This is a genomic window from Pseudomonas palmensis (genome assembly GCF_017848315.1).
In the GTDB taxonomy this organism is placed as follows: Bacteria; Pseudomonadota; Gammaproteobacteria; order Pseudomonadales; family Pseudomonadaceae; genus Aquipseudomonas; species Aquipseudomonas palmensis.
Window position 1 is genome coordinate 139,515 of the sequence record NZ_JAFKEC010000002.1, and the last position, 20,565, is coordinate 160,079.

20 protein-coding genes and 1 pseudogene are annotated in these 20,565 nt (G+C 51.6%); 5 read left to right on the top strand and 16 right to left on the bottom strand.

The annotated features are described in order from the left end of the window. Positions 1 to 4: 4 nt before the first annotated feature. The 3 genes and pseudogenes from JZZ72_RS02040 to JZZ72_RS27715 form a co-directional block, all read right to left on the bottom strand. The gene (locus JZZ72_RS02040; RefSeq protein WP_100633701.1) at positions 5 to 778 is read right to left on the bottom strand and encodes an SDR family NAD(P)-dependent oxidoreductase; all 774 of its coding nucleotides are present in this window, start codon (positions 776 to 778) and stop codon (positions 5 to 7) included. Between the two features lie 72 nt (positions 779 to 850). Beyond that, a complete protein-coding gene (locus JZZ72_RS02045) occupies positions 851 to 1,405 on the bottom strand; it encodes an OsmC family protein (protein WP_100633703.1) in 555 nt (184 codons plus the stop codon). 393 nt (positions 1,406 to 1,798) lie between these two features. After that, a pseudogene (locus JZZ72_RS27715) lies at positions 1,799 to 2,247 on the bottom strand (transposase); the annotation flags it as partial. 273 nt (positions 2,248 to 2,520) lie between these two features. Between JZZ72_RS27715 and JZZ72_RS02050 the strand changes: the two are divergent. After that, the gene (locus tag JZZ72_RS02050; protein WP_100633705.1) at positions 2,521 to 2,838 is read left to right on the top strand and encodes a transposase; all 318 of its coding nucleotides are present in this window, start codon (positions 2,521 to 2,523) and stop codon (positions 2,836 to 2,838) included. 538 nt (positions 2,839 to 3,376) lie between these two features. After that, positions 3,377 to 3,625: a hypothetical protein gene (locus JZZ72_RS02055; protein WP_100633707.1), complete on the top strand. Its 249-nt coding sequence runs from the start codon at positions 3,377 to 3,379 to the stop codon at positions 3,623 to 3,625. 545 nt (positions 3,626 to 4,170) lie between these two features. Here the strand turns inward: JZZ72_RS02055 and JZZ72_RS02060 are convergent. From JZZ72_RS02060 to JZZ72_RS02070, 3 genes are all read right to left on the bottom strand, one after another. Further along, positions 4,171 to 4,746 carry a TetR/AcrR family transcriptional regulator gene (locus tag JZZ72_RS02060; RefSeq protein WP_210013962.1) on the bottom strand — a complete coding sequence of 192 codons (576 nt, stop codon included), beginning with the start codon at positions 4,744 to 4,746 and terminating at the stop codon, positions 4,171 to 4,173. 870 nt (positions 4,747 to 5,616) lie between these two features. Beyond that, positions 5,617 to 6,258, bottom strand: a complete 642-nt coding sequence (locus JZZ72_RS02065; RefSeq protein ID WP_210013963.1) for a response regulator — start codon at positions 6,256 to 6,258, stop codon at positions 5,617 to 5,619. A gap of 33 nt (positions 6,259 to 6,291) precedes the next feature. Continuing rightward, a complete protein-coding gene (locus tag JZZ72_RS02070) occupies positions 6,292 to 7,653 on the bottom strand; it encodes a cache domain-containing protein (RefSeq protein WP_210013964.1) in 1,362 nt (453 codons plus the stop codon). 295 nt (positions 7,654 to 7,948) lie between these two features. On the opposite strand from JZZ72_RS02070, the gene JZZ72_RS02075 reads away from it, so the two are divergent. Then, entirely contained in the window at positions 7,949 to 10,006 is a 2,058-nt protein-coding gene (locus JZZ72_RS02075) for a carbon starvation CstA family protein (protein ID WP_100633715.1), read from the top strand. Positions 10,007 to 10,020: 14 nt separating this feature from the next. Beyond that, positions 10,021 to 10,221 (top strand): YbdD/YjiX family protein, encoded by a 201-nt coding sequence (locus JZZ72_RS02080; RefSeq protein ID WP_014860748.1) that lies wholly within the window; start codon positions 10,021 to 10,023, stop codon positions 10,219 to 10,221. Positions 10,222 to 10,304: 83 nt separating this feature from the next. Here the strand turns inward: JZZ72_RS02080 and JZZ72_RS02085 are convergent, their stop codons facing one another. The 4 genes from JZZ72_RS02085 to metC all read right to left on the bottom strand — a co-directional run bounded on the left by JZZ72_RS02085 (position 10,305) and on the right by metC (position 14,791). Beyond that, positions 10,305 to 10,754, bottom strand: coding sequence for a DUF1641 domain-containing protein (locus JZZ72_RS02085; RefSeq protein ID WP_122388549.1), 450 nt, complete (start codon positions 10,752 to 10,754; stop codon positions 10,305 to 10,307). Positions 10,755 to 10,784: 30 nt separating this feature from the next. After that, positions 10,785 to 11,975 (bottom strand): NAD(P)/FAD-dependent oxidoreductase, encoded by a 1,191-nt coding sequence (locus JZZ72_RS02090; protein ID WP_210013965.1) that lies wholly within the window; start codon positions 11,973 to 11,975, stop codon positions 10,785 to 10,787. A gap of 76 nt (positions 11,976 to 12,051) precedes the next feature. After that, positions 12,052 to 13,482 carry an amino acid permease gene (locus tag JZZ72_RS02095; protein WP_122388551.1) on the bottom strand — a complete coding sequence of 477 codons (1,431 nt, stop codon included), beginning with the start codon at positions 13,480 to 13,482 and terminating at the stop codon, positions 12,052 to 12,054. A 124-nt stretch (positions 13,483 to 13,606) separates the two neighbouring features. Then, the gene (gene metC / locus JZZ72_RS02100; RefSeq protein WP_210013966.1) at positions 13,607 to 14,791 is read right to left on the bottom strand and encodes a cystathionine beta-lyase; all 1,185 of its coding nucleotides are present in this window, start codon (positions 14,789 to 14,791) and stop codon (positions 13,607 to 13,609) included. A gap of 176 nt (positions 14,792 to 14,967) precedes the next feature. Between metC and JZZ72_RS02105 the strand changes: the two genes are divergently transcribed. Next, entirely contained in the window at positions 14,968 to 15,426 is a 459-nt protein-coding gene (locus tag JZZ72_RS02105) for an Lrp/AsnC family transcriptional regulator (protein ID WP_100633724.1), read from the top strand. 92 nt (positions 15,427 to 15,518) lie between these two features. On the opposite strand, the gene JZZ72_RS02110 is transcribed toward JZZ72_RS02105, so the two are convergent. The 6 genes from JZZ72_RS02110 to JZZ72_RS02135 form a co-directional block, all read right to left on the bottom strand. Continuing rightward, a complete protein-coding gene (locus tag JZZ72_RS02110) occupies positions 15,519 to 16,412 on the bottom strand; it encodes a DMT family transporter (protein WP_210013967.1) in 894 nt (297 codons plus the stop codon). A 74-nt stretch (positions 16,413 to 16,486) separates the two neighbouring features. Then, complete coding sequence (locus JZZ72_RS02115; protein ID WP_210013968.1) at positions 16,487 to 16,822, bottom strand: thioredoxin family protein; 336 nt, start codon at positions 16,820 to 16,822, stop codon at positions 16,487 to 16,489. An 88-nt stretch (positions 16,823 to 16,910) separates the two neighbouring features. After that, on the bottom strand, positions 16,911 to 17,459 hold the full coding sequence (locus tag JZZ72_RS02120; RefSeq protein WP_210013969.1) for an OsmC family protein: 549 nt from the start codon (positions 17,457 to 17,459) through the stop codon (positions 16,911 to 16,913). 51 nt (positions 17,460 to 17,510) lie between these two features. Next, positions 17,511 to 18,206: a DsbA family oxidoreductase gene (locus JZZ72_RS02125; RefSeq protein WP_210013970.1), complete on the bottom strand. Its 696-nt coding sequence runs from the start codon at positions 18,204 to 18,206 to the stop codon at positions 17,511 to 17,513. Positions 18,207 to 18,299: 93 nt separating this feature from the next. Next, positions 18,300 to 18,632: a carboxymuconolactone decarboxylase family protein gene (locus tag JZZ72_RS02130; protein WP_122388558.1), complete on the bottom strand. Its 333-nt coding sequence runs from the start codon at positions 18,630 to 18,632 to the stop codon at positions 18,300 to 18,302. Positions 18,633 to 19,336: 704 nt separating this feature from the next. Further along, positions 19,337 to 20,089, bottom strand: coding sequence for an alpha/beta hydrolase family protein (locus JZZ72_RS02135; RefSeq protein ID WP_186517034.1), 753 nt, complete (start codon positions 20,087 to 20,089; stop codon positions 19,337 to 19,339). Positions 20,090 to 20,565: the final 476 nt, after the last annotated feature.

Sequence of the window (20,565 nt, forward strand, 5' to 3'; positions counted from 1 at the left end):
GGTATTAGGCCCGTACTGCCATCACCCCTGCATCAACGTCCCAGATAGCACCTGTCACCCAGGAAGTTTTATCCGAGAGCAGGAAGAGGATGGTGTTGGCGACGTCCTCGGGAACACCGACACGCCCCAGCGGGTGGAAATCGTTGAGCGACTTCATCGCATCCGGAATCGCGTCCTTGTCCATGAAACCTTCATAGATCGAGGTGTGAACGATGCCAGGAGACACGGCATTAACTCGGATACCGGAGTGCGCCAGCTCAATTGCCAGGTTTCGGGTGACTGCGTGCAGACCCGCCTTAGCCATCGAATAAGCAGTCGCTGGAGAGCCTGCCAGTGCAGCTTGGGCGCCAATCGAACCGACGTTGACAATGGAACCTTCGCGCTTGGCGGCGAGCATATTCTTGACCACGGCCTGCGTGATAAAGAACGTGGCGCGGTTCAAATCCAGATACATGTCGTAATCAGCCTCATCGTGCTCGATGAAAGGCTTCGGAATGAATATGCCTGCGGAGTTCACCATGAAGCCAATGTCACTGTGATTGGCATTGATTTCGTTGCGTACGAAATTCATCCCTTCTTCGGTCATGAGGTTGGCAACGATCACCGATACGTTCCCCAACGAACTCAGCTCAGCGCGAACAGCGTCGGCTTTATCCTGTTTACTGCCGGTGAGAACCACGCTGCCACCAGCCTTCAAAAACAGGCGTGCTGTTTCCAGGCCCATGCCGCTTGTGCCGCCCACGACCAACAGTTTTTTGCCTTTAAAAAAATCGTTCATTACAGACTCCAGTACCAGATAACCGAAAGGTCGCTGGCCGCCAGGTGCCGTACACACCTGCGGCCATGACAGTTAGCCTTCGATGACTTCGAGCTTAGGGAGCATGCGGATGGCTTTAGAGAAGTTTGCGTAGTTGACCGAAGTCTTAAGCACCACCTTGTGCAGCTCTTCCACGCGCTCACGGGAGGCGTCGGTGTGCAGGCGGATTACGACGCTTACCTCGTCGTAGCCTGGGTTAACGCTTTCATCGATACCCAGGAAGCCACGCAGGTCGAGAGTGCCGTCGGTCTCAATTTCCAGGCTGTGGATCTTGATGCCCATCATCGCGGCATTGGCGGCATAGCCGACCGACATGCAGGCGTTGAGAGCAGCCATCAGCAGTTCCTGAGGGTTAGGCGCAGTGTTTTCGCCCAGCAGTTCATTGGGTTCATCGGCGGCGATTTCGAAATCACGCGAGTAGGTTTCACCGGCCAGGCTATAACGGCTGACTTTGGCTACAGAGCGGGTCTGGCCTTTCCACGCGGTCTTAACGTTGAAACTGGCGTGGCGCTTGCTCGCATCCTCAGCAACGGCTTGGGCAAATTGTTGCAGGGCAGCTACGTCAATACCGTTCAGATTGGTAGTCATTTGATAGATCCTCGGTGCACGCATTTACGGGGGTAGGTTGTTCGCTGAGAAACAACTCTACCAACTGGTAGGTTGGCGTGCAAGAAATTCTTTTCCCGTGAAGTGTGCGCACGCATGCGGCGACCTTTCGATCCGAAGAGGCTCGTATCTTAAGCTTGGTGAAATACCTGCTATTTCAGCAGGTTAGGCGACTGAAATGCCAGGCTCTCGGAGGTTTTAGATTTACACAGAGGGGAAGAGGCCAGCTCCGTTAAGAACTGGCAGCGGACAGTGCGGAGCTCCACTGCGAAGAGGTGGTAGCGGCTCAGAGTGAAATACTCCAAGACGTTGTTTTTAATATAATTAATGAAAACATAAACCAGACAAGAGGGGTTTTAGGCTGGCAGCAGTTGTCTTCGGCTGATGCACCTTAGGGGCACGTTTTTCATGCATGTTTTTGGTCGAACAGGGAGGGTGGCGATGATGGCATCGACCATCGACCACTTGCGCAATGAGAGGCCTTTGTCGAGAAGAAGTCGTCGATGATCTCCAGAATGCCCCTCGCAAGCAGATGCTCTTCCAGCAGATGCCGGTAACTCACCATCGTGGTGCCCTCAGGGGGCGGGGCGCTGAGTGTCAGCTGTGCAGACTGGCGCATCGAGGTGATCTCTTACAGCGCTTCTTCCATGGCTGGATCGCTAGTGAGACCAGTATTGCAGAGGTGGATGCGCAGCATGGTTTCCAGTGGATAGGGCTTCCTACCGCTGTCAGCTTTTGGATTATGCGGTTCGCAATGCAACCAGTGCATGCCACGGCACGACCTGTTTCATCTCAGCCAGGAAACGCTTGTGGCGTGTTTGCAGAGCACGGCGAGACTGATCAAGTTGTTTGCGCTCTCAAATCTGTGGCTGGTGCGCCTGCATTAGTTGGGGGACGTGCGTCCGTGAAGAATGTAACCAGGGCGTTGCCCTGGTTTCTCAATAATCAGCGCATGAAGAACAAGCTTTTCTGAGCCCCAAAACGCCTAATTAATGGTAAGGGGCCGGCGAACACACCTTCCCGATGCAAACGCCGGAGGCCATGGTATCCACCTAATTTAAGTGGACGCCATTTCTGACCCATCAGGCGGACTCTTCATGCGCCTTCAGCGCCGTACCTACAGCAAATCCTTCAAAGCCCAGGTCATTCAAGAGTGTTCAGAGCCCGGCGCCTCCATCGCCAACATCGGATTGGGCCCCAGCCTCAACGCCAACCTCGTGCATAAATGGATACGCCTGCACACGCAGAAATCCACCGCGTTGCAGCCAGCGTTCATCCCTCTGCATACCCAGATGCTCCCGACCAGATCACAAGGCCAACCCGCCTACATTTGCCTTGAAATCCAATATCCGCGCACGCTCATCAAAATGAGTTGGCCCGTCGACAGTGCCGCCGCCTGCGCAGCCTTAGCTTGAAGGCCAAGCGGGACGAGGCTGGCCTGCATCATTTTCGCCCTATCTCCCGAGCGTCTCCGCCACCAGGTGCAGGCCAATTCAGCATGCGTGAGCGCTTCAGATCCTCACGACGAATCACGTAATGGCCAGCGTCAAAAAAAAGTTCGAAATTTTTGGGGCGCGCTGCAAGCCAAGCGGTATGCAGCTTGGGCTGTACGCCCAACAGGATATGCACACATTATCCACAGGGCATATGTGTCTTCAACGCTTGATAACTAAGCGGAAATCGCTCATCTTGTGGTTGCTGCGACAAAGACACCCTAGATATGGTGTTTGCAGTGCCGTGTCCCTAGACGGGAGGCGAGTTCAGCGAGCGGTCACGTTAGGTCGCCAAACGTTCCGTGATCCACTCGCTCTCAAAGCCATACGGTTGGACAACCTGACTTGAGTGAACGCATTACATCGAATTGCGCACTGCCGCGTCAAATGAAAGGTGACGCGTGGTTCGATGCGCTAGCGCTCGGTCGGGGCACTTAATCTCTGATCAAAAGGTAAGACTATGAGCTTTAATGCGAAACAAACCAGCAGTTCGATCGCCAGCCTGGCCTCGGCTGTACTGCTTGACTCTAAATCCTCCGCTTTGGCCAAGGAGCTAGCTGGCTCGGCGCTTTCTCAGGCCTCATCTACCAAGCAAACCAGTGCTCGGATGGAGGAGCTAGCCAGCAAAATTCTGGGTGAGTTGGGCCACAGCCAGACGGTGTTGAGCCTGGCCGGCTCCGTGCTTTCGCAGGCGAACAAAGAGCGCTGAGTTCGGTGCTGGTAACCACGCCCCGCCCAGGCGGGGCGTTTCTATTTCTGTTGCGGAGCCCGACGCTTCATCTCCTACCTGTGACACCCCGCCATGAGGTAGTTTTTGCGAGGTGGAGCTTGGCTCCGGCTGCCCGTTGAGGCGAGTACCGTAGCGGGATTTCTTGATTGTGGGCCAGCAATGGATAACCCCCGTCTGCTTTAGATTGAGCTTCGAGTTGTTCCTGTGCATTGATGGCCTATTGCCCTGGCGATGCCTTTTCGGTCTTTGAGCGTTAGAGCGAGTGGAATGGAAAGCATAATCGTCAGTGACGTCTGGGGCGCGCCTCGGGTTGCTATGGCGAGGGCGTCGCGAACGCCCTCAGCGAATTGCTGGACGGATACAGGCGTATGCTAGGGAAAGATGACCCTGTTCGAGTCACGTAAGAGGTCGAAGAACGCACCTTCAAAACCCCAGTATTGAGGGCGATGGTGTCCACTCGATTAGGTGGACACCATGGCTTGCAGCGGGTGGGGCGGGAAGATGTGTTGGCCGGACGGTTACTATCAATGTTTAGTTTCAGAATTCAAAAGCCCAGCCAGAATCAAATCAAACCCAGAAGACTTCTGGTAATCATCGTTCATGGCCCAAGACACAAAGCTGGCACCCTCCAGGGCATTCAATATAAATCTTGAAACCTTCATAACGTCTAGGTCGGCCTTAAGCTCACCCAGAACCTGGCCATGCTTGATGTTATCTTGAAGCCAAGTGAGATGGATTTCGAAAAAATCCTTTGTTATCGCCTTGAGGCTTTCAGGTAAGGCCAGCAGCTCTGCGGCCAACGCCCCGCAGAGTGGAAGCATTCCATTTTCACTACTGTGCGCGAACATAAGAGCAAAGGCGTTCAACCGGTCAACAACGCCAATATTTTCATCATTGATGGCATTCAGCTGCTTCTTGAAACGAAACAGATAGCTTTCGACGATGGCAATTGCCATGCCTTCCTTGGTCGGGAAATGATGATGAATACTCGCCTTCTTGATGCCAATTTCCTCTGCCAAGTCGGCATAGCTGAAGGCTGCGTAGCCCTTCGTGCGCAACAGAATTTCAGCGCTGGTCAAAAGGTCTGAACGTGTACTCATGATGCGGCATCCAAATTTGTCATCCAGACATCATAAATTAGTCACCCCTCATAAGACAGCGTTCGCCATGCGCGCACTGGGCTTCCTAACCCTTTGCGCCCATCTCGAATAGGCTCCATGCGGGATTGGCGAGCCTAGGAGCCTGCTTAGGACTACCGATCCACCAGGCGGCGGCTGATCTGAGGCCATTTCGAAATGAGCCAGAAACGTTAAGACGCAAACTGGTTCGGGATCAACGAATTTTGTTGGGATTGGTTGCGAATGCGCAGATCAAAATCCATATGTGAGCAATGAGGCTTCTCAGCCAGGCTATCTATTTCTTGGAGGGCAGGGCGGGCAAAAAGCTTACCAAGAGCGCGAGTACTGGGGGCATGCCGTTTGCCGCCTTGCTTGATCACTGAGTTTTCTGGGGCGATTCTGCGTCTGACACCCGCTCGCCTAATTCGACGACGTCATCATTGAGGTCGGGCACGCAAAAAATGCATTCGTTTGGATCAATTTGCGTTCCTTCAATGTAACGCATTCGCTTGTTAGCCGACGATCGATTGATGCCGAACCGAAAGGTAGCTCGGGTGGGTAGTTTATCGTTTGTGTCCACGTGTAAATTCCTCCGACTTGTGGAGGTAAGATACCATCCAGTAGGTAGGTTTGCAATGTGCGGAGCCATCTGACATAACTGATGTCGCGGGACAGTACTAAGGAATTTGGATCCAGGGGTAACCGAAATGGGGCACTGCTGTATCCATGTGGACTGGAGTGTGGCTGCGGCAGTCCTGCTGGTGCACGGCTGGTGTTTAATAACGCACGATAAATGGTAAGGTTTCAGTACAATTTGGCGAGCCAGCTACTTTTTTAGATTATCGTCACTGCTCAATATGATTGGCTGGAAATTATTCCATGGTCGATTGCATATTTTACCAGCGCTGCAGGTTTGTCGATTTTTAGTTTTCGTCGAATGCTCAGGCGGTGCGTCTCTACTGTTCTGACGCTGATATTAAGTTCGCGAGCCATTTCTTTGTTATTCAGTCCCTGAGCCATTTTATAAAGAACTTGGCTTTCCCTAGGTGTCAGTTCGCTGGACTCGCCATCATCAAGGAGAAGTTTTTGTGCTATTTCAGCGCTGTAGAAAGTACCTCCAGTTGCGATCGCCTCAATTGCCGCAACTATTTCTCTGGAAGGGGAGTTTTTCAACACGTAGCCGCTTGCACCTGCACGCAATGATTCGCTCACGTACTCTTTGCTGTCATGCATGCTGAGCACTAAAATCCGCAAGGAAGGATGTCTTTCGCGTATTTTTCGTGTGAGCACAAGACCGTTTATGTCTGGTAGATTGATGTCCAATAGAAGTAGGTCTGGTTTGCATTGTTCAACCATTTCTATGGCCTGTGCGCCATTTTCAGCCTCACCAACAACAGCCACATTGGGTACTACCGAAAGCAATGCCCTGATCCCGTCGCGAACAAGCGAGTGGTCATCGACTAAGGCTAAACGAATTTTTGTTGATAGGCTCATAGGGGGGTGTCCATTGTTATCGAAATAAGTGGTTCAAACTTTTCTACAAGGGATGCTCATTGGGATCTCAATGTCGACCTCACTCCGGCCAGGTGAAGATACCAGATGAAATCGACCACCCATGTGTTCGACGCGTTCGCGTATGTTTCTTAGTCCGATCCCGGCATGGCGACGCTCAACTTCATCGACGTTAAAGCCAACTCCATCGTCGATGACTCTTAAGCGAACAGATTTCTCGGTTCCAAACAAAGTAATCGCTACATGGAGAGCTTGAGCGTGTCGCTCGATGTTAGATAATGCTTCCTGAACAATTCGAAAAAGCGAGACGGGTACCCCATCGTCCAGCAGGCATTCAAACTCATTGGTTTCGAACGTTACCCGCAGTCCACTGCGCTGCTCGAACTCATCAGATAATTGTCCGATTGCGGCGGGAAGCCCCAGGGTGTCCAAGAGCGAAGAACGAAGGTCGTGTGAGATGCTCCGAACCTCCCCGATGGCCTCTCCAAGTCGCTCGGTAGCCTCTTTCAAGATAACTGCACCTGGGCTTTCTTCGTTTTCGAGCAGAAAGCCTGCTAGCTCAAGTTTGTATTTTATGGACACGAGAACTTGGCTAATGCCATCGTGAAGCTCGCGAGAAACGCGCGAACGCTCCTCTTCCTGAAGGCTGACAATTCGCTGGTTCAAGCGTTGTAGCTTGGTGTCGGCCAGTCGATGCTCACTCAGGTTCAGCGTCATCCCGCTTGCAAATACGAACAGGACTGCCACAAGGGCGACGACAGCAATTGAAACCATCGTCTTGCGGATGCCATGAGCCACTTCATCGCGCGCTTGCCGAGTGGCTTTCTCAACGTCTTCAAGGTAGATGCCCGTACCGATCATCCACCCCCATTGTTTTAACATTACGACGTACGCTAGCTTTTCGGTCACTCTTCCGGATGAAGGCTTATTCCACGCATAGCGTTGAAAGCCCTCTCCAGACCTGGCACTTTTCAGCAACGCTTGAATCACTAGCAGACCGTGTGGATCTCTCATATCCATGAGGTCTTTGCCGACAAGCTCTGCCTGCCGTGCATGCATCAGGCTGCGGCCTTGGCGATCGTAGACGAAAAAATAACCATTTATACCAAAGCTTAGCTTCCTCAGCTCGTCTAGGACTTTTTGCTTGGCATGTTCGTCACCATGGCCATCGTTATAGAGGGGGGCGATCAAGCTCCTTGCCATCGCTACGTAGTTCTCCAGCTCTGCACGCTTACTGACCAAAATACTGTCTTCGATCAGTTGTGCTTGCTGGTCACCCAGCTGGTTGTTCAGGGAGATGACAAGCGCGCAGATAGCGGCAATAGCCAATACAAGTGGCAAGATCCCCAGGGCGACAATTTTGTGTTTGAGCTGCATTCCTACTCCTGTCCAGACCTTGTACGCGACCAGCGGTCTTGGGGGCTGCGGTTGGAGACCACTGAGGCTCCAGCATCTTATGTCAATCCCCGATGCACCGAGTAGCCGAAAGCGGCTAGCGGTCGAAAGACCCGATTGCATAGCCGGCAGCTCAGTAGAACTACGTAGGCTTGTGGGCGTAGTTGTGCGGATTTATTTGTGGTGGGTATACGCGGATATTGGCCGCTGCCGCGAAGCGGACACAAATATAAAAATCACGGTCGACGACCTACAGGCTGTCGACAGGAGACACGTAATGACCCATATGGCTAAACACATTGCCTGGTTTGCCGTGGCTGTTCTGGGAGCATTCGCGCTGAGCGTCGTGGCCTTGCGCCGTGGCGAAGCTATCAATGCTCTCTGGATCGTAGTCGCAGCAGTCGCCATCTATCTCGTTGCATACCGATACTACAGTCTGTTCATCGCCGAGAAAGTGATGCAGCTAGACCCTCGTCGGGCCACTCCCGCCGTTGTCAACAACGACGGCCTGGATTATGTGCCGACCAACAAACACGTGCTCTTCGGGCATCACTTCGCTGCAATCGCTGGTGCGGGGCCTTTGGTTGGGCCAGTACTCGCTGCCCAGATGGGCTATTTGCCTGGAACGCTTTGGCTGATAGCCGGCGTGGTGCTTGCCGGCGCGGTACAAGACTTCATGGTGCTATTCCTGTCTACCCGCCGCAACGGTCGCTCTTTGGGGGACATAGTGCGAGAGGAGATGGGCAGAGTCCCAGGAACGATCGCGCTGTTTGGCTGCTTCCTGATCATGATCATCATCCTTGCCGTATTAGCGCTGATTGTGGTCAAAGCGCTGGCTGAGAGCCCCTGGGGTATCTTCACCGTCATGGCCACCATTCCGATCGCCATGTTTATGGGCGTCTACATGCGCTATGTTCGTCCCGGGCGCATCGGAGAGATCTCGGTAATTGGTGTGTTGTTGCTGTTGGGCTCAATTTGGTTGGGGGGGCAGATTGCTGCTGACCCAGTTTGGGCCAAGGCTTTTACCTTCACCGGTATTCAAATCACCTGGATGCTGATTGGCTACGGCTTCGTCGCTGCGGTGCTGCCCGTCTGGCTGATCTTGGCACCACGTGACTACCTGTCCACGTTCCTCAAAATTGGCACGATTCTCGCGCTTGCCGTCGGTATTCTCGTCACTATGCCCGAGCTGAAAATGCCGGCGTTGACTCAGTTCACCGATGGCACGGGGCCGGTGTGGAAAGGCGGCTTGTTCCCGTTCCTCTTTATTACCATTGCCTGCGGTGCAGTCTCGGGATTCCACGCGCTGATAGCCTCTGGCACAACACCTAAGTTGCTCGCAAGCGAAGGCCACGCCCGCTACATCGGCTACGGTGGCATGTTGATGGAGTCCTTCGTAGCGATCATGGCTATGGTGGCTGCGTCGGTAATTGAGCCTGGTGTGTACTTCGCCATGAACAGCCCTGCGGCTATCGTTGGTGGTGATGCAGTGTCCGTAGCGCAGACGGTTAGCAGTTGGGGGTTCACAATTTCACCTGATCAGCTTGAGGCTGTTGCCCGAGATATCGGTGAAACCACAATTCTTGCCCGGGCAGGAGGTGCACCGACGTTAGCTGTAGGTATTGCCCAAATCCTGCACCACCTCTTGCCGGGTGAAAATACCATGGCGTTCTGGTACCACTTTGCAATCCTCTTCGAAGCGCTGTTTATCTTGACCGCAGTCGATGCTGGCACCAGGGCAGGACGCTTCATGCTGCAGGATTTGTTAGGTTCGTTTGTTCCTTCCCTACGCCGCACAGAGTCCTGGACGGCGAACCTTATTGCCACCGCTGGCTGTGTGGCACTGTGGGGCTACCTGCTCTACCAGGGCGTGATCGATCCGTTGGGTGGTATCAATACGCTTTGGCCGCTGTTCGGCATTTCCAACCAGATGTTGGCAGGTATCGCTTTGATGCTAAGTACCGTCGTGCTTATCAAAATGAAGCGTCATCGGTATGTTTGGGTGACCCTGCTACCAGCGATTTGGCTGCTGATTTGCACTACAACTGCGGGATTCATCAAACTGTTCGATGCTAACCCTGCTATGGGCTTCCTGGCGTTGGCCCGTAAGTACAGTGATGCGCAGGCCAATGGTCAGATTTTGGCGCCGGCGAAGGACATTTCGCAGATGCAGCATGTGATCTTCAACGCCTATACGAACGCTACGCTCACAGCCCTGTTCTTGCTTGTTATGTTTAGCATTTTGTTCTACGCGCTCAAGGTTGGGATTGCGGCGTGGGGTAGCAAGGAGCGGACGGATAAAGAGTCGCCTTACCAAGCACTGCCTGATGCATAAAGGAGGGTGGTAGCGTGTTCAATGACCTGAGTCGCCTCGGTAAATACCTGGGTCAGGCAGCGCGTCTGATGGTGGGCATGCCTGACTACGACACCTACGTCGAGCACATGCAGAACAAGCACCCTGACAAACCTCTGATGTCATATGAGGAATTCTTTCGGGAGAGACAGGAAGCTCGATATGGCGGCGGCAACGGTCAGCCACGTTGCTGTTAGCACCTTGAGGTATTTATCTGCGTAGTCAATCGCGCCCGATGCAATGCATCGGGCGCTTTGCGTCTTGGTCTGCGAAAACGGTGTCAGTCTTCTAAATGGTTGGTAACGCCATGGTTTAGTTGCTTTCCGAGTGCTCCCGAAAATTCCAACGCAAATGCTAGTCCCCGTCTGACATCCGGATCAGAGGTCATCCGAAGCAAACGGATTAAAGAGGGAGGTTCCGAAAGCTTGCTCACTTGCGCGCTTGCGACGCGAGCTGCGTTACCCGCTAACCATGCAGCAGACGTGCCTTCTTCGAAGACATTTGCTAGCTTTTCGACCATGTAAGAATCGCTCATGTCGACGATGTCGGTCGCAACTGACATTAGGTCGACCAGCCTTGAGAGTCGATCTCCGGCCAAGAGTGGCTCAAGCTTTACGACAAGCAGCCTGAGCCCTTCGAGCGCCGCCTCGCTAAGTTCCAACGGTTCCAAAATCGAGGGCGCTCCCGGTTGATTTTCCGAGGCGCTTCCTTGTTCAGAGAGTAAGCTCATCTGAGGTGTCCTGTAAAATTATTGATCGTGTTACACCAGGCCGCGCGCGACCGCCCAATATATGCCTCTATTGAAGCTTTTCCTCATAAGTCCGCCAACCTTAGTGGGGGGCGTAGGCTTTACATCACTTTCATAGTCGTACCAGAGCGGCATTCCTGCCTCCAGTCCCATTTGAGCAATTGCAGCAACCTTGCCCTCGTAACTGTCGCAAGTCCGCCCGAAACGAAGCTCGGAGGCTATGTTATTTACTACAACGGGGGACTGGCTATGGCATGCGCCTCCGGCCTTGCTCACGGGGAGATCAACGGTATCGCCCAAAACATAGACGTTTTCTAAGCCATAGACTTTCATGGTTTGATAATTTGTAGGGAGCCACCCTTCACCGTCTGCAGCTTGCGATAGTCCGGAGTTTCTGACCGCCTCTACGGCGCGGATAGGTGGGGTTGCCATAAGGATATCGAAATCTTCAGCCCCACCTTCTTCTGAAAAGGCGATATTGCTTTCTGGATCAACTCTGTTGAGAGTAAAGCTTCTTTGATGCTTGATACCCCTTTGCTCAAATATGCTTGGTAGTACTTCGCAGGTGTCCTTTTGCAAAAAAAGACAGTTTCTTAACAGTTGAGCTACGGTGGGGTACGTGTAGACAATTTCCACATTGTTTCTAACGCCGCGTTTACGCAGCAGGTCGTCAAGCATTAGTGTGGTTTCAATTGGAGCAATCCCACATTGGTGAGGCACATTGGGCGTCTTGGGGAATGTTACGGTGACCAGAATTCTGCCTTTTTCTATCGACTTCAACTTATCTGCAAGCTGCCGCGCAGGCTCATACTGATAGAAATGATCACCGCCTTCTTTTAGGCCGTTGATTCGCTCGGGGCATGGTACGCAGCCTGTCGAGATAACGAGTTGGTCGTATCCGTATGCTTTTCCGCTTTTACATTTCACACGGTTTAGGTTGTACTGGAATTCTTCGACCTCTTCTATAAGAAAGTCGATCTCAGGGCGGAGTAGGCTACGTTGAGGTCGTCGGAGTTCATTTTTGAAGAAGCTGTCAAAAGCAATGTACATGAAAGCAGGTTTGTAGTAGTGCCAGGGAGAGTTTGATAGCATCAAAATTTCCACTTTGCCGCTGCGTATCTCAGGGTAGAGTTTGGTGGCAAGATGATTAGCGGTCATTGTGCCGCCAATGCCGCCGCCGACAATAATTATCCGATGGGACATGTGCTCTCCATAGTTTTAGCTAAACGAAGGCCAGTCGTGCTGTGAGCGAGGCTGGCCACAATGAGGCTCTAGTGGATTAGGCCGGGGGAATGCCTGTGTTCAGTGCGCCATCCGTAGAGGTATTGAGTTTTGAGTGTTTTTTGGCGTATAGAAAGTAGATTGCGGCACCAATGAGCAGCCATGCTCCGAATGCAATCCATGTGTGCAGTTTTAGATACGACATGAGCGTAATGCAGAAAATAATCGCGAGTGCTGGTACGAGCGGTACGAGAGGGCATTTGAAGGCACGTGGCAGATCGGGCCGCTTTTTCCTAAGTACGATTACTGCAAATGAAATAAGGCAGAATGCGGCTAGCGTGCCTATGTTCATAAGTTCGGCAAGTACATTCAATGGCACTACTGCTGCGATAAGACCGAAAATTATGCCGATCGCCCAAGTAGTGAAGAATGGTGTGCCATATTTAGGGTGGATTTCGGAAAACTTAGAGGGCACCAATCCATCGCGAGACATAGCGAAGATAATTCTGGATTGCCCATAGAGCATTACAAGCACGACCGTGGTCATCCCCAAGATAGCACCCAAGTCGACAAAGCCTGCTACCCAGTTTTCACCTGCATGTTGGAGGGCGAGCGAGACGGGATGGTCGACGCCGAGGAACTCACCGAATGGAACGATACCTGTCATGATCATGGACACCACGACGTACAATATCGCGCATATACCAAGTGAACCAATAATCCCGATAGGCAAATCACGCTCAGGTCTTTTGACTTCCTCAGCTGCAGAAGATACTGCGTCAAAACCAATGAACGCAAAGAAGACCAGTGCTGCTGCGCTCATTATTCCATTGAATCCAAAAGGCGCAAAGGGCTGCCAGTTTTCGGGCTTTACGTGTCGGGCGCCGACAATAATGAACAAAAGTACGACTGCAATTTTGAGTGCCACCATGATGTTGTTGATTTTTACAGATTCACGTATTCCAACAGAAAGCAGCCACGTGATTACCATCATGATGACAAACGCAGGAAGGTTGAAGAATGTACTAACGCCTGGTAGCGCCCCGGGTGCTGCAGTCAACACGGTGGGTAACGATAGTCCGAACCCACTTAGAAGAGACTGAAAGTAACCAGACCACCCAACAGACACTGCTGCGCTAGCCAACCCGTACTCAAGCATAAGATCCCAGCCGATCATCCATGCAACAATCTCACCGAGTGTGAAGTAGCTGTAGGTGTAGACGGAGCCTGCTACCGGAATGCTTGATGCAAACTCTGAATAGCAGAGTGCTGCAAAGCCACACGCTAAAGCAGCGATGATGAACGAAACTGTCAGTGCAGGCCCAGCTGTAAGAGCGCCCGTGCCCGTTAAAACAAAAATACCTGTTCCTACAATGGCGCCCACCCCGATAAATATCAGATCGACGGGCCCGAGCACCTTTCTTAGAGATACTTTTGAAGATTGTGGTTTGCTTATTTCGTCTAAGCTTTTTGTTCTAAAAATGCTCACAATTGCCTCCGGTTTTATTATTCGCGGCAGTACGTGAAGAAGGGGGGGTAACCTACCGGCCCCCCCTGTTTTAGCGCGCGCAAGGCTTTATTTATCTTCTAGGTTAATTAACGCTGGATCAATGTTAAGCTTGATTGCAAATCAGATCGAACCTATCAAAGCCTATTTTTAGGTCGGCGATCAGGTCTTCTGCATTTTCCAAGCCGATATGAAGTCTAATCAGGTGACCTTCTTCCTCCCAAGTAGTTGTGGTACGCATTTTTCGTGGATCAACTGTCATCGCTAGGCTTTCAAAGCCACCCCAGGAATAGCCGAGTCCGAAAAGACTTAGATCATCAAGAAGGGCTTTGACTGCTTCAATGGGGGCGGACTTGGTAACAAACGATAGGAGGCCTGTTGCGCCGGTAAAGTCCCGGCGCCATAGGGAGTGATTTTTGTGGGATGGTAGCCCAGGGTAAATGACACGAGAAACTTGGTCTTGCTCTTCCAACCATTTTGCCACGCACAGGGCGCTGCGTTGATGTCGCTCCAGACGAACGTCTAATGTCCGAAGTCCTCGCAGTGCCAGATTCGCGTCGTCCGGGCTCACATATGTGCCCGATTGGAAATGGTAGGCTTTCAGTTGCGGCCATGCGCGTGATGATGCGGCGATGGTGCCGATAAGGGCATCAGAGTGACCAACGATATATTTGGTGGCAGCCATAATCGAGAGATCAACGCCATGATCGATCGCTTTGAAGTAAAGCGGCGTCGCCCAGGTGTTATCGAGCAGAACCAGTGCGCCATGGGCGTGTGCGGCCTTGGCGATTGCCGGGATGTCTTGAATTTCAAAGGTGTGAGAGCCTGGGGACTCAGTAAACACCGCCTCAGTATTAGATTGGAAAAGTTCGGAGATGCCCGCTCCAATTTGAGGGTCGTAGTAGGTTGTCTGAATACCCAGCCGTTTTCCTGCAGTATCCAAAAAATGGCGTGTCGGGGCGTAAACACTGTCCGGCACCAGAATATGGTCGCCTGAGCCTACAACGGACAATATCGCGGTAATGCACGCGGATAGGCCGGACGGGCACAGAACGGCCCCAGTGGCGCCTTCCAGCGTTGATATAGCTTCGCACAGGGCCTCGGTCGATGGATTGTTCCATCGACCGTACTGATAGCGCTGATCGCCATTCTGCATACAGTCGACGCTTGGGAAAACGACTGTCGAACCTCGGTAGATAGGAGGGTTGACGAAACCGTAGTGGTCTTCGGGATGGCTACCTGCGTGAGCAATTACCGTCGCACTTGAGGTGGTTAACTTATTGTTATTCAAGGCTTTTCTCTCTGATCGATGCGTGACTAGACCAGTTAATTATATTTATTTCCTAGAGAAATTTTCTTTCGTATATTTCTTGCGTGGCGGTTCTCTAGTTAATATTATTAGGGTCGTCTAGGAAAATTCCGTATCCCATTAATTTAGATTTTTCTGCCATTGCCCGAGATGCGCCCATGATTGAGCTGGATAAGGTGGATCGAATGATCCTTGAGATCGTTCAGTTGAACGGTCGTCTCACCAACGCTGAGATTGCAGCTCGCGTCTCGCTTTCGGCCCCTGCAAGCTGGAAGCGATTGAAGCGGCTTGAAGAAGAGGTGATTGAGGGGTATCACGCTTCCCTTAACCGAAAAGCTATTGGTTTGAATGTTTTTGCTTTCATCAGTATTACGTTGGATACGCATTCTGAGGAGGCGATGGACAACTTTGAGAAGGGAATCAATTCACTTCCAAGTGTGATTTCCTGTCATAACATATCTGGGAAGTATGACTATTTGCTTCAGGTGGTGGTTAAAGACATGGACGATTTCCATCAGCTGGCTATGTATAAGATCCGCCGCTTGGGAAATATTAAGGAGATGTATACGGGCTTTTCTCTCAAAGAGATCAAAAGGTGCCCGACTCTTCCTTTGTGAGTGCCAAGGTTACGCGCGATGTGGAACTTGCCTCAGCGATTGATGCAGTGCGTGCAGCCTAAGATCGACTGTGCTGCACGTGTCGATGCTTTTCAGTCTCTCGGCTTTAATGAAGCTGTTTGCTTAGCTGACAGTACCAGGGCAATGCCACCTAGTACTGTGAGGGAGCTTAGGCCAAGTCGAGTAGTAAAGGTTTCCCCTAGCAGTAGAACTCCGGCGATAGAGGCAATCACTGGCACGGTCAGCTGTACCGTAGCTGCGCGAAAAGATGAGAGATTTCGAACCGCCGCGTACCAGATAGCGTATCCCGCGCCTGATGCGATTGTGCCTGATACGACGGCAGAGGTAATACCGACAACGTCTGCATGGAAAGAGGATATGAAGGGCAGGGAGGTAAGCATGATTAGCGGCACAGACATCATGAAGTTGCCAGCTGTAGCCGCCAACGGATCAGTTAAGCCTTTACCGAGGATTGAGTAGACCCCCCATGCCACCCCTGATGTTAGCATTATTACTACGCTTGTCAGCGGCGGAGCGCTGGATCCAGGAAGAAGCAGCACGACAAGGCCAGTAACCGCCAACACTAGGCCTAGCAGTGCCAAGACGCCCATACGCTCTCCCTGCAGAACTCCGTACCCGAGCATGGTTAGCTGCACTGCGCCGAACAGAACAAGTGCGCCGGTACCGGTGTCTAGTTTCAGGTACGCGTAGGAAAACGCAAAGGCATAAACATAGAGTGATACAGCTCCCCCCCAGGAACCTGTCGCCTTCTTTACTGGCCGCTGAAACTTAAGAATCACCCATAGGATCAGTGCACCACTCACCAAACGTATGACACTGAAGCTGATCGGATCGATAGCGCTGTGGCGCAGTGCGACGCGGCACAGCACTGAGTTCGCAGCAAAGGCGGTCAAAGCGATAGCGGTGAGAATGACAACGCGTTGTGTTTTTTTGGTGGTGAGAGCGGCAGATAGACGTGTATTCAAGAGAAGTCCTCCACTGGGTAGGGTCAGATTTCCAACCGAGAATCTGTTATAGAGTGTCAACCTTAAAGGTCGCTTCAGTCCATGTATTTGAGTTCAATTTCCAGAGCTTTCTGCAACTCCCTGTATGAATTCGCACCCATGATCAACTTAGAGAGAACCCCCTCTCTAAATACTGCGATTGAAGGAACGCCGTGAATATTTGATGCTTTCGCAACCGTGGGGGACAGGGCGACATCAACGTGTCTGAATGACGCGAGCTGAGAGTAGGCGTCAGCGAGCTTTTGGAAGACTGGCTTCATTCCGGTGCACGGGCCGCACCAAGGAGCAGAGAAGTAGACCACAAAAAGTCTATGGGGTACGCTAAGTTCTCTATACAGCCCGTCTGCATCTAAGTCATGAACGTCACTCATAGAAACATATCCAAGCTTGTTCTTAAAGTGCTGCGTAGGGCCGCCAGGTAGTACTTTGGCGTCCCTTCAGCGATGATGCTGCCAGATATTATATGATCTCTAGTTTAGGTGATACTTTGATTTCTCTCGCCATATTATGGAAGTTTGGCGAGGTTTTAATGACGTGTGCATGAAGCTCCTCGATTTGATGCTGAGGCGCGTCTGCGCAAATTTTTACTTTGTAGTTAATTTCATTTATGCCAGGGTTGAGGCTTTCATCAAGACCCAAGAATCCACGTAGATCTAGATTAGTGTCCGTTTCAATTTCAAGACTCTTGATTTTGATGCCCCTCGCCGCAGCGCCTGTTGCGTAACCCACCGACATACAAGCATTCAGGGCGGCAAGCAGCAGCTCCATTGGGCCGGGAGCTGTATTCTCACCCAGCAGCTCAACAGGCTCGTCCGAGACGATCCGGAAGTCTCGCGCTATTTGCCGACCGGCAAGCCTGCATTGAGTAACATTCGTAACGCTTTTGGTTTGGCCCATCCACTTAGTCTGGACATTGAAGCGGACTTCAGCTTTTGTGTCATCCGCCGCTACTTCGCGAGCGAAGTTCTCTAGATTAGTAACGTCGATACCATTCACAATGTTGTTCATGCTGACGGCCTACAGAAATTAATATTTATCGTTAATGTGCGAGCATGTTCATCAGCTGTCACATCCGTTTAGGCCGCAGGTCTGCCCTTGAAAAGATTCATCTTCGGTGGCATCCGAATGCATTCGTTGTAGCGCCAGTTTGAATGCGTCAACGGTTTGGGCTCCCGAAATGTAGAAGCCGTTGTTGAAGACAAACAGAGGAACGCCGTTTGCGACCTCACGAGCCTCTTTCTCATCCTTGGCGACTAGGTAAGGCAGCGTCTCATCATTCCAGGCATGCTGGACGAAACTTTCTGAAAGGCCGACTTCTCCCGCAATTTCCGCTAATGAGTTCACTTCGAAGATCGAGCGTCCATCTGTGGTGCAGGCCTTATAAAGGCGTTCGCTGAGAGCCTTTTTGATGTCGTTATCGTCGACTGCTTTGACGAGAGCATGTGCTTTTGTGGTGTCTCCAAAAAGCATAGTGTCAAAGTTGTAAACGAGGCCTGTTTCTGTGGCGTTCGCAACAACAGCCTGGATCATCCCCTTGGCAGACTGCTCGTTGCCAAACTTCTGCACAAGAACCTGTTTTATCGGTGCAGCTTTTTGGCCAGCAGCGAGTCGAAATGCCTTGTAGTTAACTTGAACCAAGTCCTTGTGCTCGAAATCGGCGAGGGCAATCTCGAACCGGCGCTTCGCAATCCAGCACCAAGGGCAGACGAAGTCCGACCAAACGTCAATCGTGATCAATTTGGATTCTGCGCTCATTTTGTATCACCTGAAAGATTCAGCAGCCCAGTTATTAGTCTGGGCGCGGACGGGAAAAGGATGGCTGCTCATTAGGAAAACAGCCCCTTTAGGTCATTCTTTGTCGAAGGCGTCTAGCACATGGGTGCTATAAACCAGAGCTGCGCCTGCGTTCATGTTGATTGCGACTCCCAGAGCTTCTGAGACCTCCTCAACCGTAACACCAAGCTTCTTAGCTTCGGCTACATGGAAAGCAATGCAGCCGTCGCAGCGAGTGGTCACCGCTACCGCAAGAGAAATCAGCTCGCGGGTTTTCGCGTCTAGGTGATTGGTTTTTGCGCCAGCCCCACCTAGTGCCATTACGCCTTTAATGGTTTCTGGCGAAAGCGAGCCAAGCTGCATAACGCGGGCGTTGATGTCTTGTCGGGCCTGTTTCCAATCTTGCATGTGATCCTCTCAGCTACGCCAAGGCGTAGAAATGAAACATTTTAGTATGGTTGCGTGAAAGAAAAACAAGCCTACCACCTAGTAGGTAGGAATAGCAATTCTGTTTCACTTATTAGGATTTCCCAGCCAACAGGCGCAATCACTTGCGCCGAGCCTCTGTGTCTGGTCGGCTGGACTTGGCTTGATATCTGGCTTTCAGAAGCTTCCGGCGGTCACGGAGCGCTGTGGATGCTGAGCTACCTGTGCTTTCCTCACCCCTGCCGCTTAGCCGTTTCCCGCAGTGGATATGAGTGAGCCGATGCTGTACGTGATCGACTCGACTGGCGGAATTGGTCTGAAGGGGAGCTACGGCCATTCGTTAGGTGTCTAGGATGGCTTCACGATTGAGCTCGTCATTGGTGGCGGCAACAACACAGCCTTGCGACCGCTGAAGAGTAGGGTGCCAGCCCTATGCAGAATTCTCGCACCTACGCTAACGCTGGGATTAGGACGATTGCATTAGAGCTAACGCAAAAAACGCCACTAATATGATGAGAAATATCATAGACCAAGAACTGCTACTGGCACTCTCTTTCCCTTGTCGCTGTGCCGATTCACTATCGCAGCAGAGGGGAGTTTCTTTCCCTTGTTCCCTAGCCTTCTTTAGGGCCAAAATTGAGCAGTATCGCATAAGACAATTCCTTTAGATCGAGGCAGTAACACTGTTATAGATATCTAGAGCTCCAGGCGGCAATGCATGAGGCAACATACTCCGCATCTCGACTGTTAGTTAATAGATGGTCGGCGGAATCCAGTGAAATGAAGCTTTTAGGGTGTTTAGCTGCTTGGTAAATCTTCTGCGCTTGTTCTATCGATACGATGTTGTCCGTGGGGGAGTGAAAGACAAGAAGCGCACGTTTCAAGTTCGCAGCACTGTTATCCTGCTGGTGGCTCTCAATGTCGTCAAGAAACTGCTTTTTTATTGTGAATTGTCTATCTGCAAGCGTTACGCTGTACTCACCAATGTCTCTGATGGTTTCCACCTGACCTTTGAACTGTTTCATGACATGAGACGCATCGGCGGGAGCGCCGATTGTAACTACCCCCTTTGCCTCTGGAATGTGCTTGGCCGCTGCTATAACTGCGGCGCCGCCTAAACTGTGTCCAATCAAAAGGGATGGTGCCTGGTGGAAATTACGCAAATATTCTGTTGCAGCTACTAAGTCGGCAACATTAGAAGAGAAATTACTGTTGGAGAAATCTCCATCACTGCCACCAAGACCTGTGAAGTCAAATCGAAGCACAGAGATATTATTGTCTACCAACGCTTTGGCAATTCGGGCGGCTGCTTTTATATCTTTTCCACACGTGAAACAGTGCGCGAACAATGCGTAAGCTTTAGGTGACTGAGGCGCCTCAAGCAGACCTGAAAGGTTCATGCCCTGGGAATTTGGAAACGTAATTTTCTGTTTGGTCATGTTTAGCTCCGTAGGAAGCATTGGTCTTGGAGTAGGCTTGCTGAGAGTTTTGCGTGTGTGAATTGTCGCAAAGGTGGTAGGGAATTGAGGGTCGAACTCGAATAGATCGAAGCCTACCATCTAGTAGGTGTGCTTGCAATCGTGATTGACAGCCTCGATTTTTAGAGGGGGGCGAACTGGCACAGGGCTGCACGGTGCTAAGCACTGAGGGGGGGTGACTGATCACCAGAGCGTGTTTTATACGTTACTATTGGAGCGCCCGGTTAAATGCCGAACTTCACGGACAGCGTCAGACCAATCTTGTCATTCGCAATGCTGAGGCCGGTCTGGCCAAGGGGTTGTTGCCAAAGAAATTGACTGCCACATGGTGGCCTACACCCTTCACACGGCAGCTTCGGCCATCGTACTATTCGTGCAGTCTCACCAGGCTCTGCCTGAGGCTCAAAACGAGCCTAACCAATAATCTAAAAGGAACC

What these genes read in the sequence shown, in the direction of transcription:
- JZZ72_RS02040 (WP_100633701.1), bottom strand. Translation starts at nt 778, where the DNA reads ATGAACGATTTTTTTAAAGGCAAAAAACTGTTGGTCGTGGGCGGCACA.
- JZZ72_RS02045 (WP_100633703.1), bottom strand. Translation starts at nt 1,405, where the DNA reads ATGACTACCAATCTGAACGGTATTGACGTAGCTGCCCTGCAACAATTT.
- JZZ72_RS02050 (WP_100633705.1), top strand. Translation starts at nt 2,521, where the DNA reads ATGCGCCTTCAGCGCCGTACCTACAGCAAATCCTTCAAAGCCCAGGTC.
- JZZ72_RS02055 (WP_100633707.1), top strand. Translation starts at nt 3,377, where the DNA reads ATGAGCTTTAATGCGAAACAAACCAGCAGTTCGATCGCCAGCCTGGCC.
- JZZ72_RS02060 (WP_210013962.1), bottom strand. Translation starts at nt 4,746, where the DNA reads ATGAGTACACGTTCAGACCTTTTGACCAGCGCTGAAATTCTGTTGCGC.
- JZZ72_RS02065 (WP_210013963.1), bottom strand. Translation starts at nt 6,258, where the DNA reads ATGAGCCTATCAACAAAAATTCGTTTAGCCTTAGTCGATGACCACTCG.
- JZZ72_RS02070 (WP_210013964.1), bottom strand. Translation starts at nt 7,653, where the DNA reads ATGCAGCTCAAACACAAAATTGTCGCCCTGGGGATCTTGCCACTTGTA.
- JZZ72_RS02075 (WP_100633715.1), top strand. Translation starts at nt 7,949, where the DNA reads ATGACCCATATGGCTAAACACATTGCCTGGTTTGCCGTGGCTGTTCTG.
- JZZ72_RS02085 (WP_122388549.1), bottom strand. Translation starts at nt 10,754, where the DNA reads ATGAGCTTACTCTCTGAACAAGGAAGCGCCTCGGAAAATCAACCGGGA.
- JZZ72_RS02090 (WP_210013965.1), bottom strand. Translation starts at nt 11,975, where the DNA reads ATGTCCCATCGGATAATTATTGTCGGCGGCGGCATTGGCGGCACAATG.
- JZZ72_RS02105 (WP_100633724.1), top strand. Translation starts at nt 14,968, where the DNA reads ATGATTGAGCTGGATAAGGTGGATCGAATGATCCTTGAGATCGTTCAG.
- JZZ72_RS02115 (WP_210013968.1), bottom strand. Translation starts at nt 16,822, where the DNA reads ATGAGTGACGTTCATGACTTAGATGCAGACGGGCTGTATAGAGAACTT.
- JZZ72_RS02120 (WP_210013969.1), bottom strand. Translation starts at nt 17,459, where the DNA reads ATGAACAACATTGTGAATGGTATCGACGTTACTAATCTAGAGAACTTC.
- JZZ72_RS02125 (WP_210013970.1), bottom strand. Translation starts at nt 18,206, where the DNA reads ATGAGCGCAGAATCCAAATTGATCACGATTGACGTTTGGTCGGACTTC.
- JZZ72_RS02130 (WP_122388558.1), bottom strand. Translation starts at nt 18,632, where the DNA reads ATGCAAGATTGGAAACAGGCCCGACAAGACATCAACGCCCGCGTTATG.
- JZZ72_RS02135 (WP_186517034.1), bottom strand. Translation starts at nt 20,089, where the DNA reads ATGACCAAACAGAAAATTACGTTTCCAAATTCCCAGGGCATGAACCTT.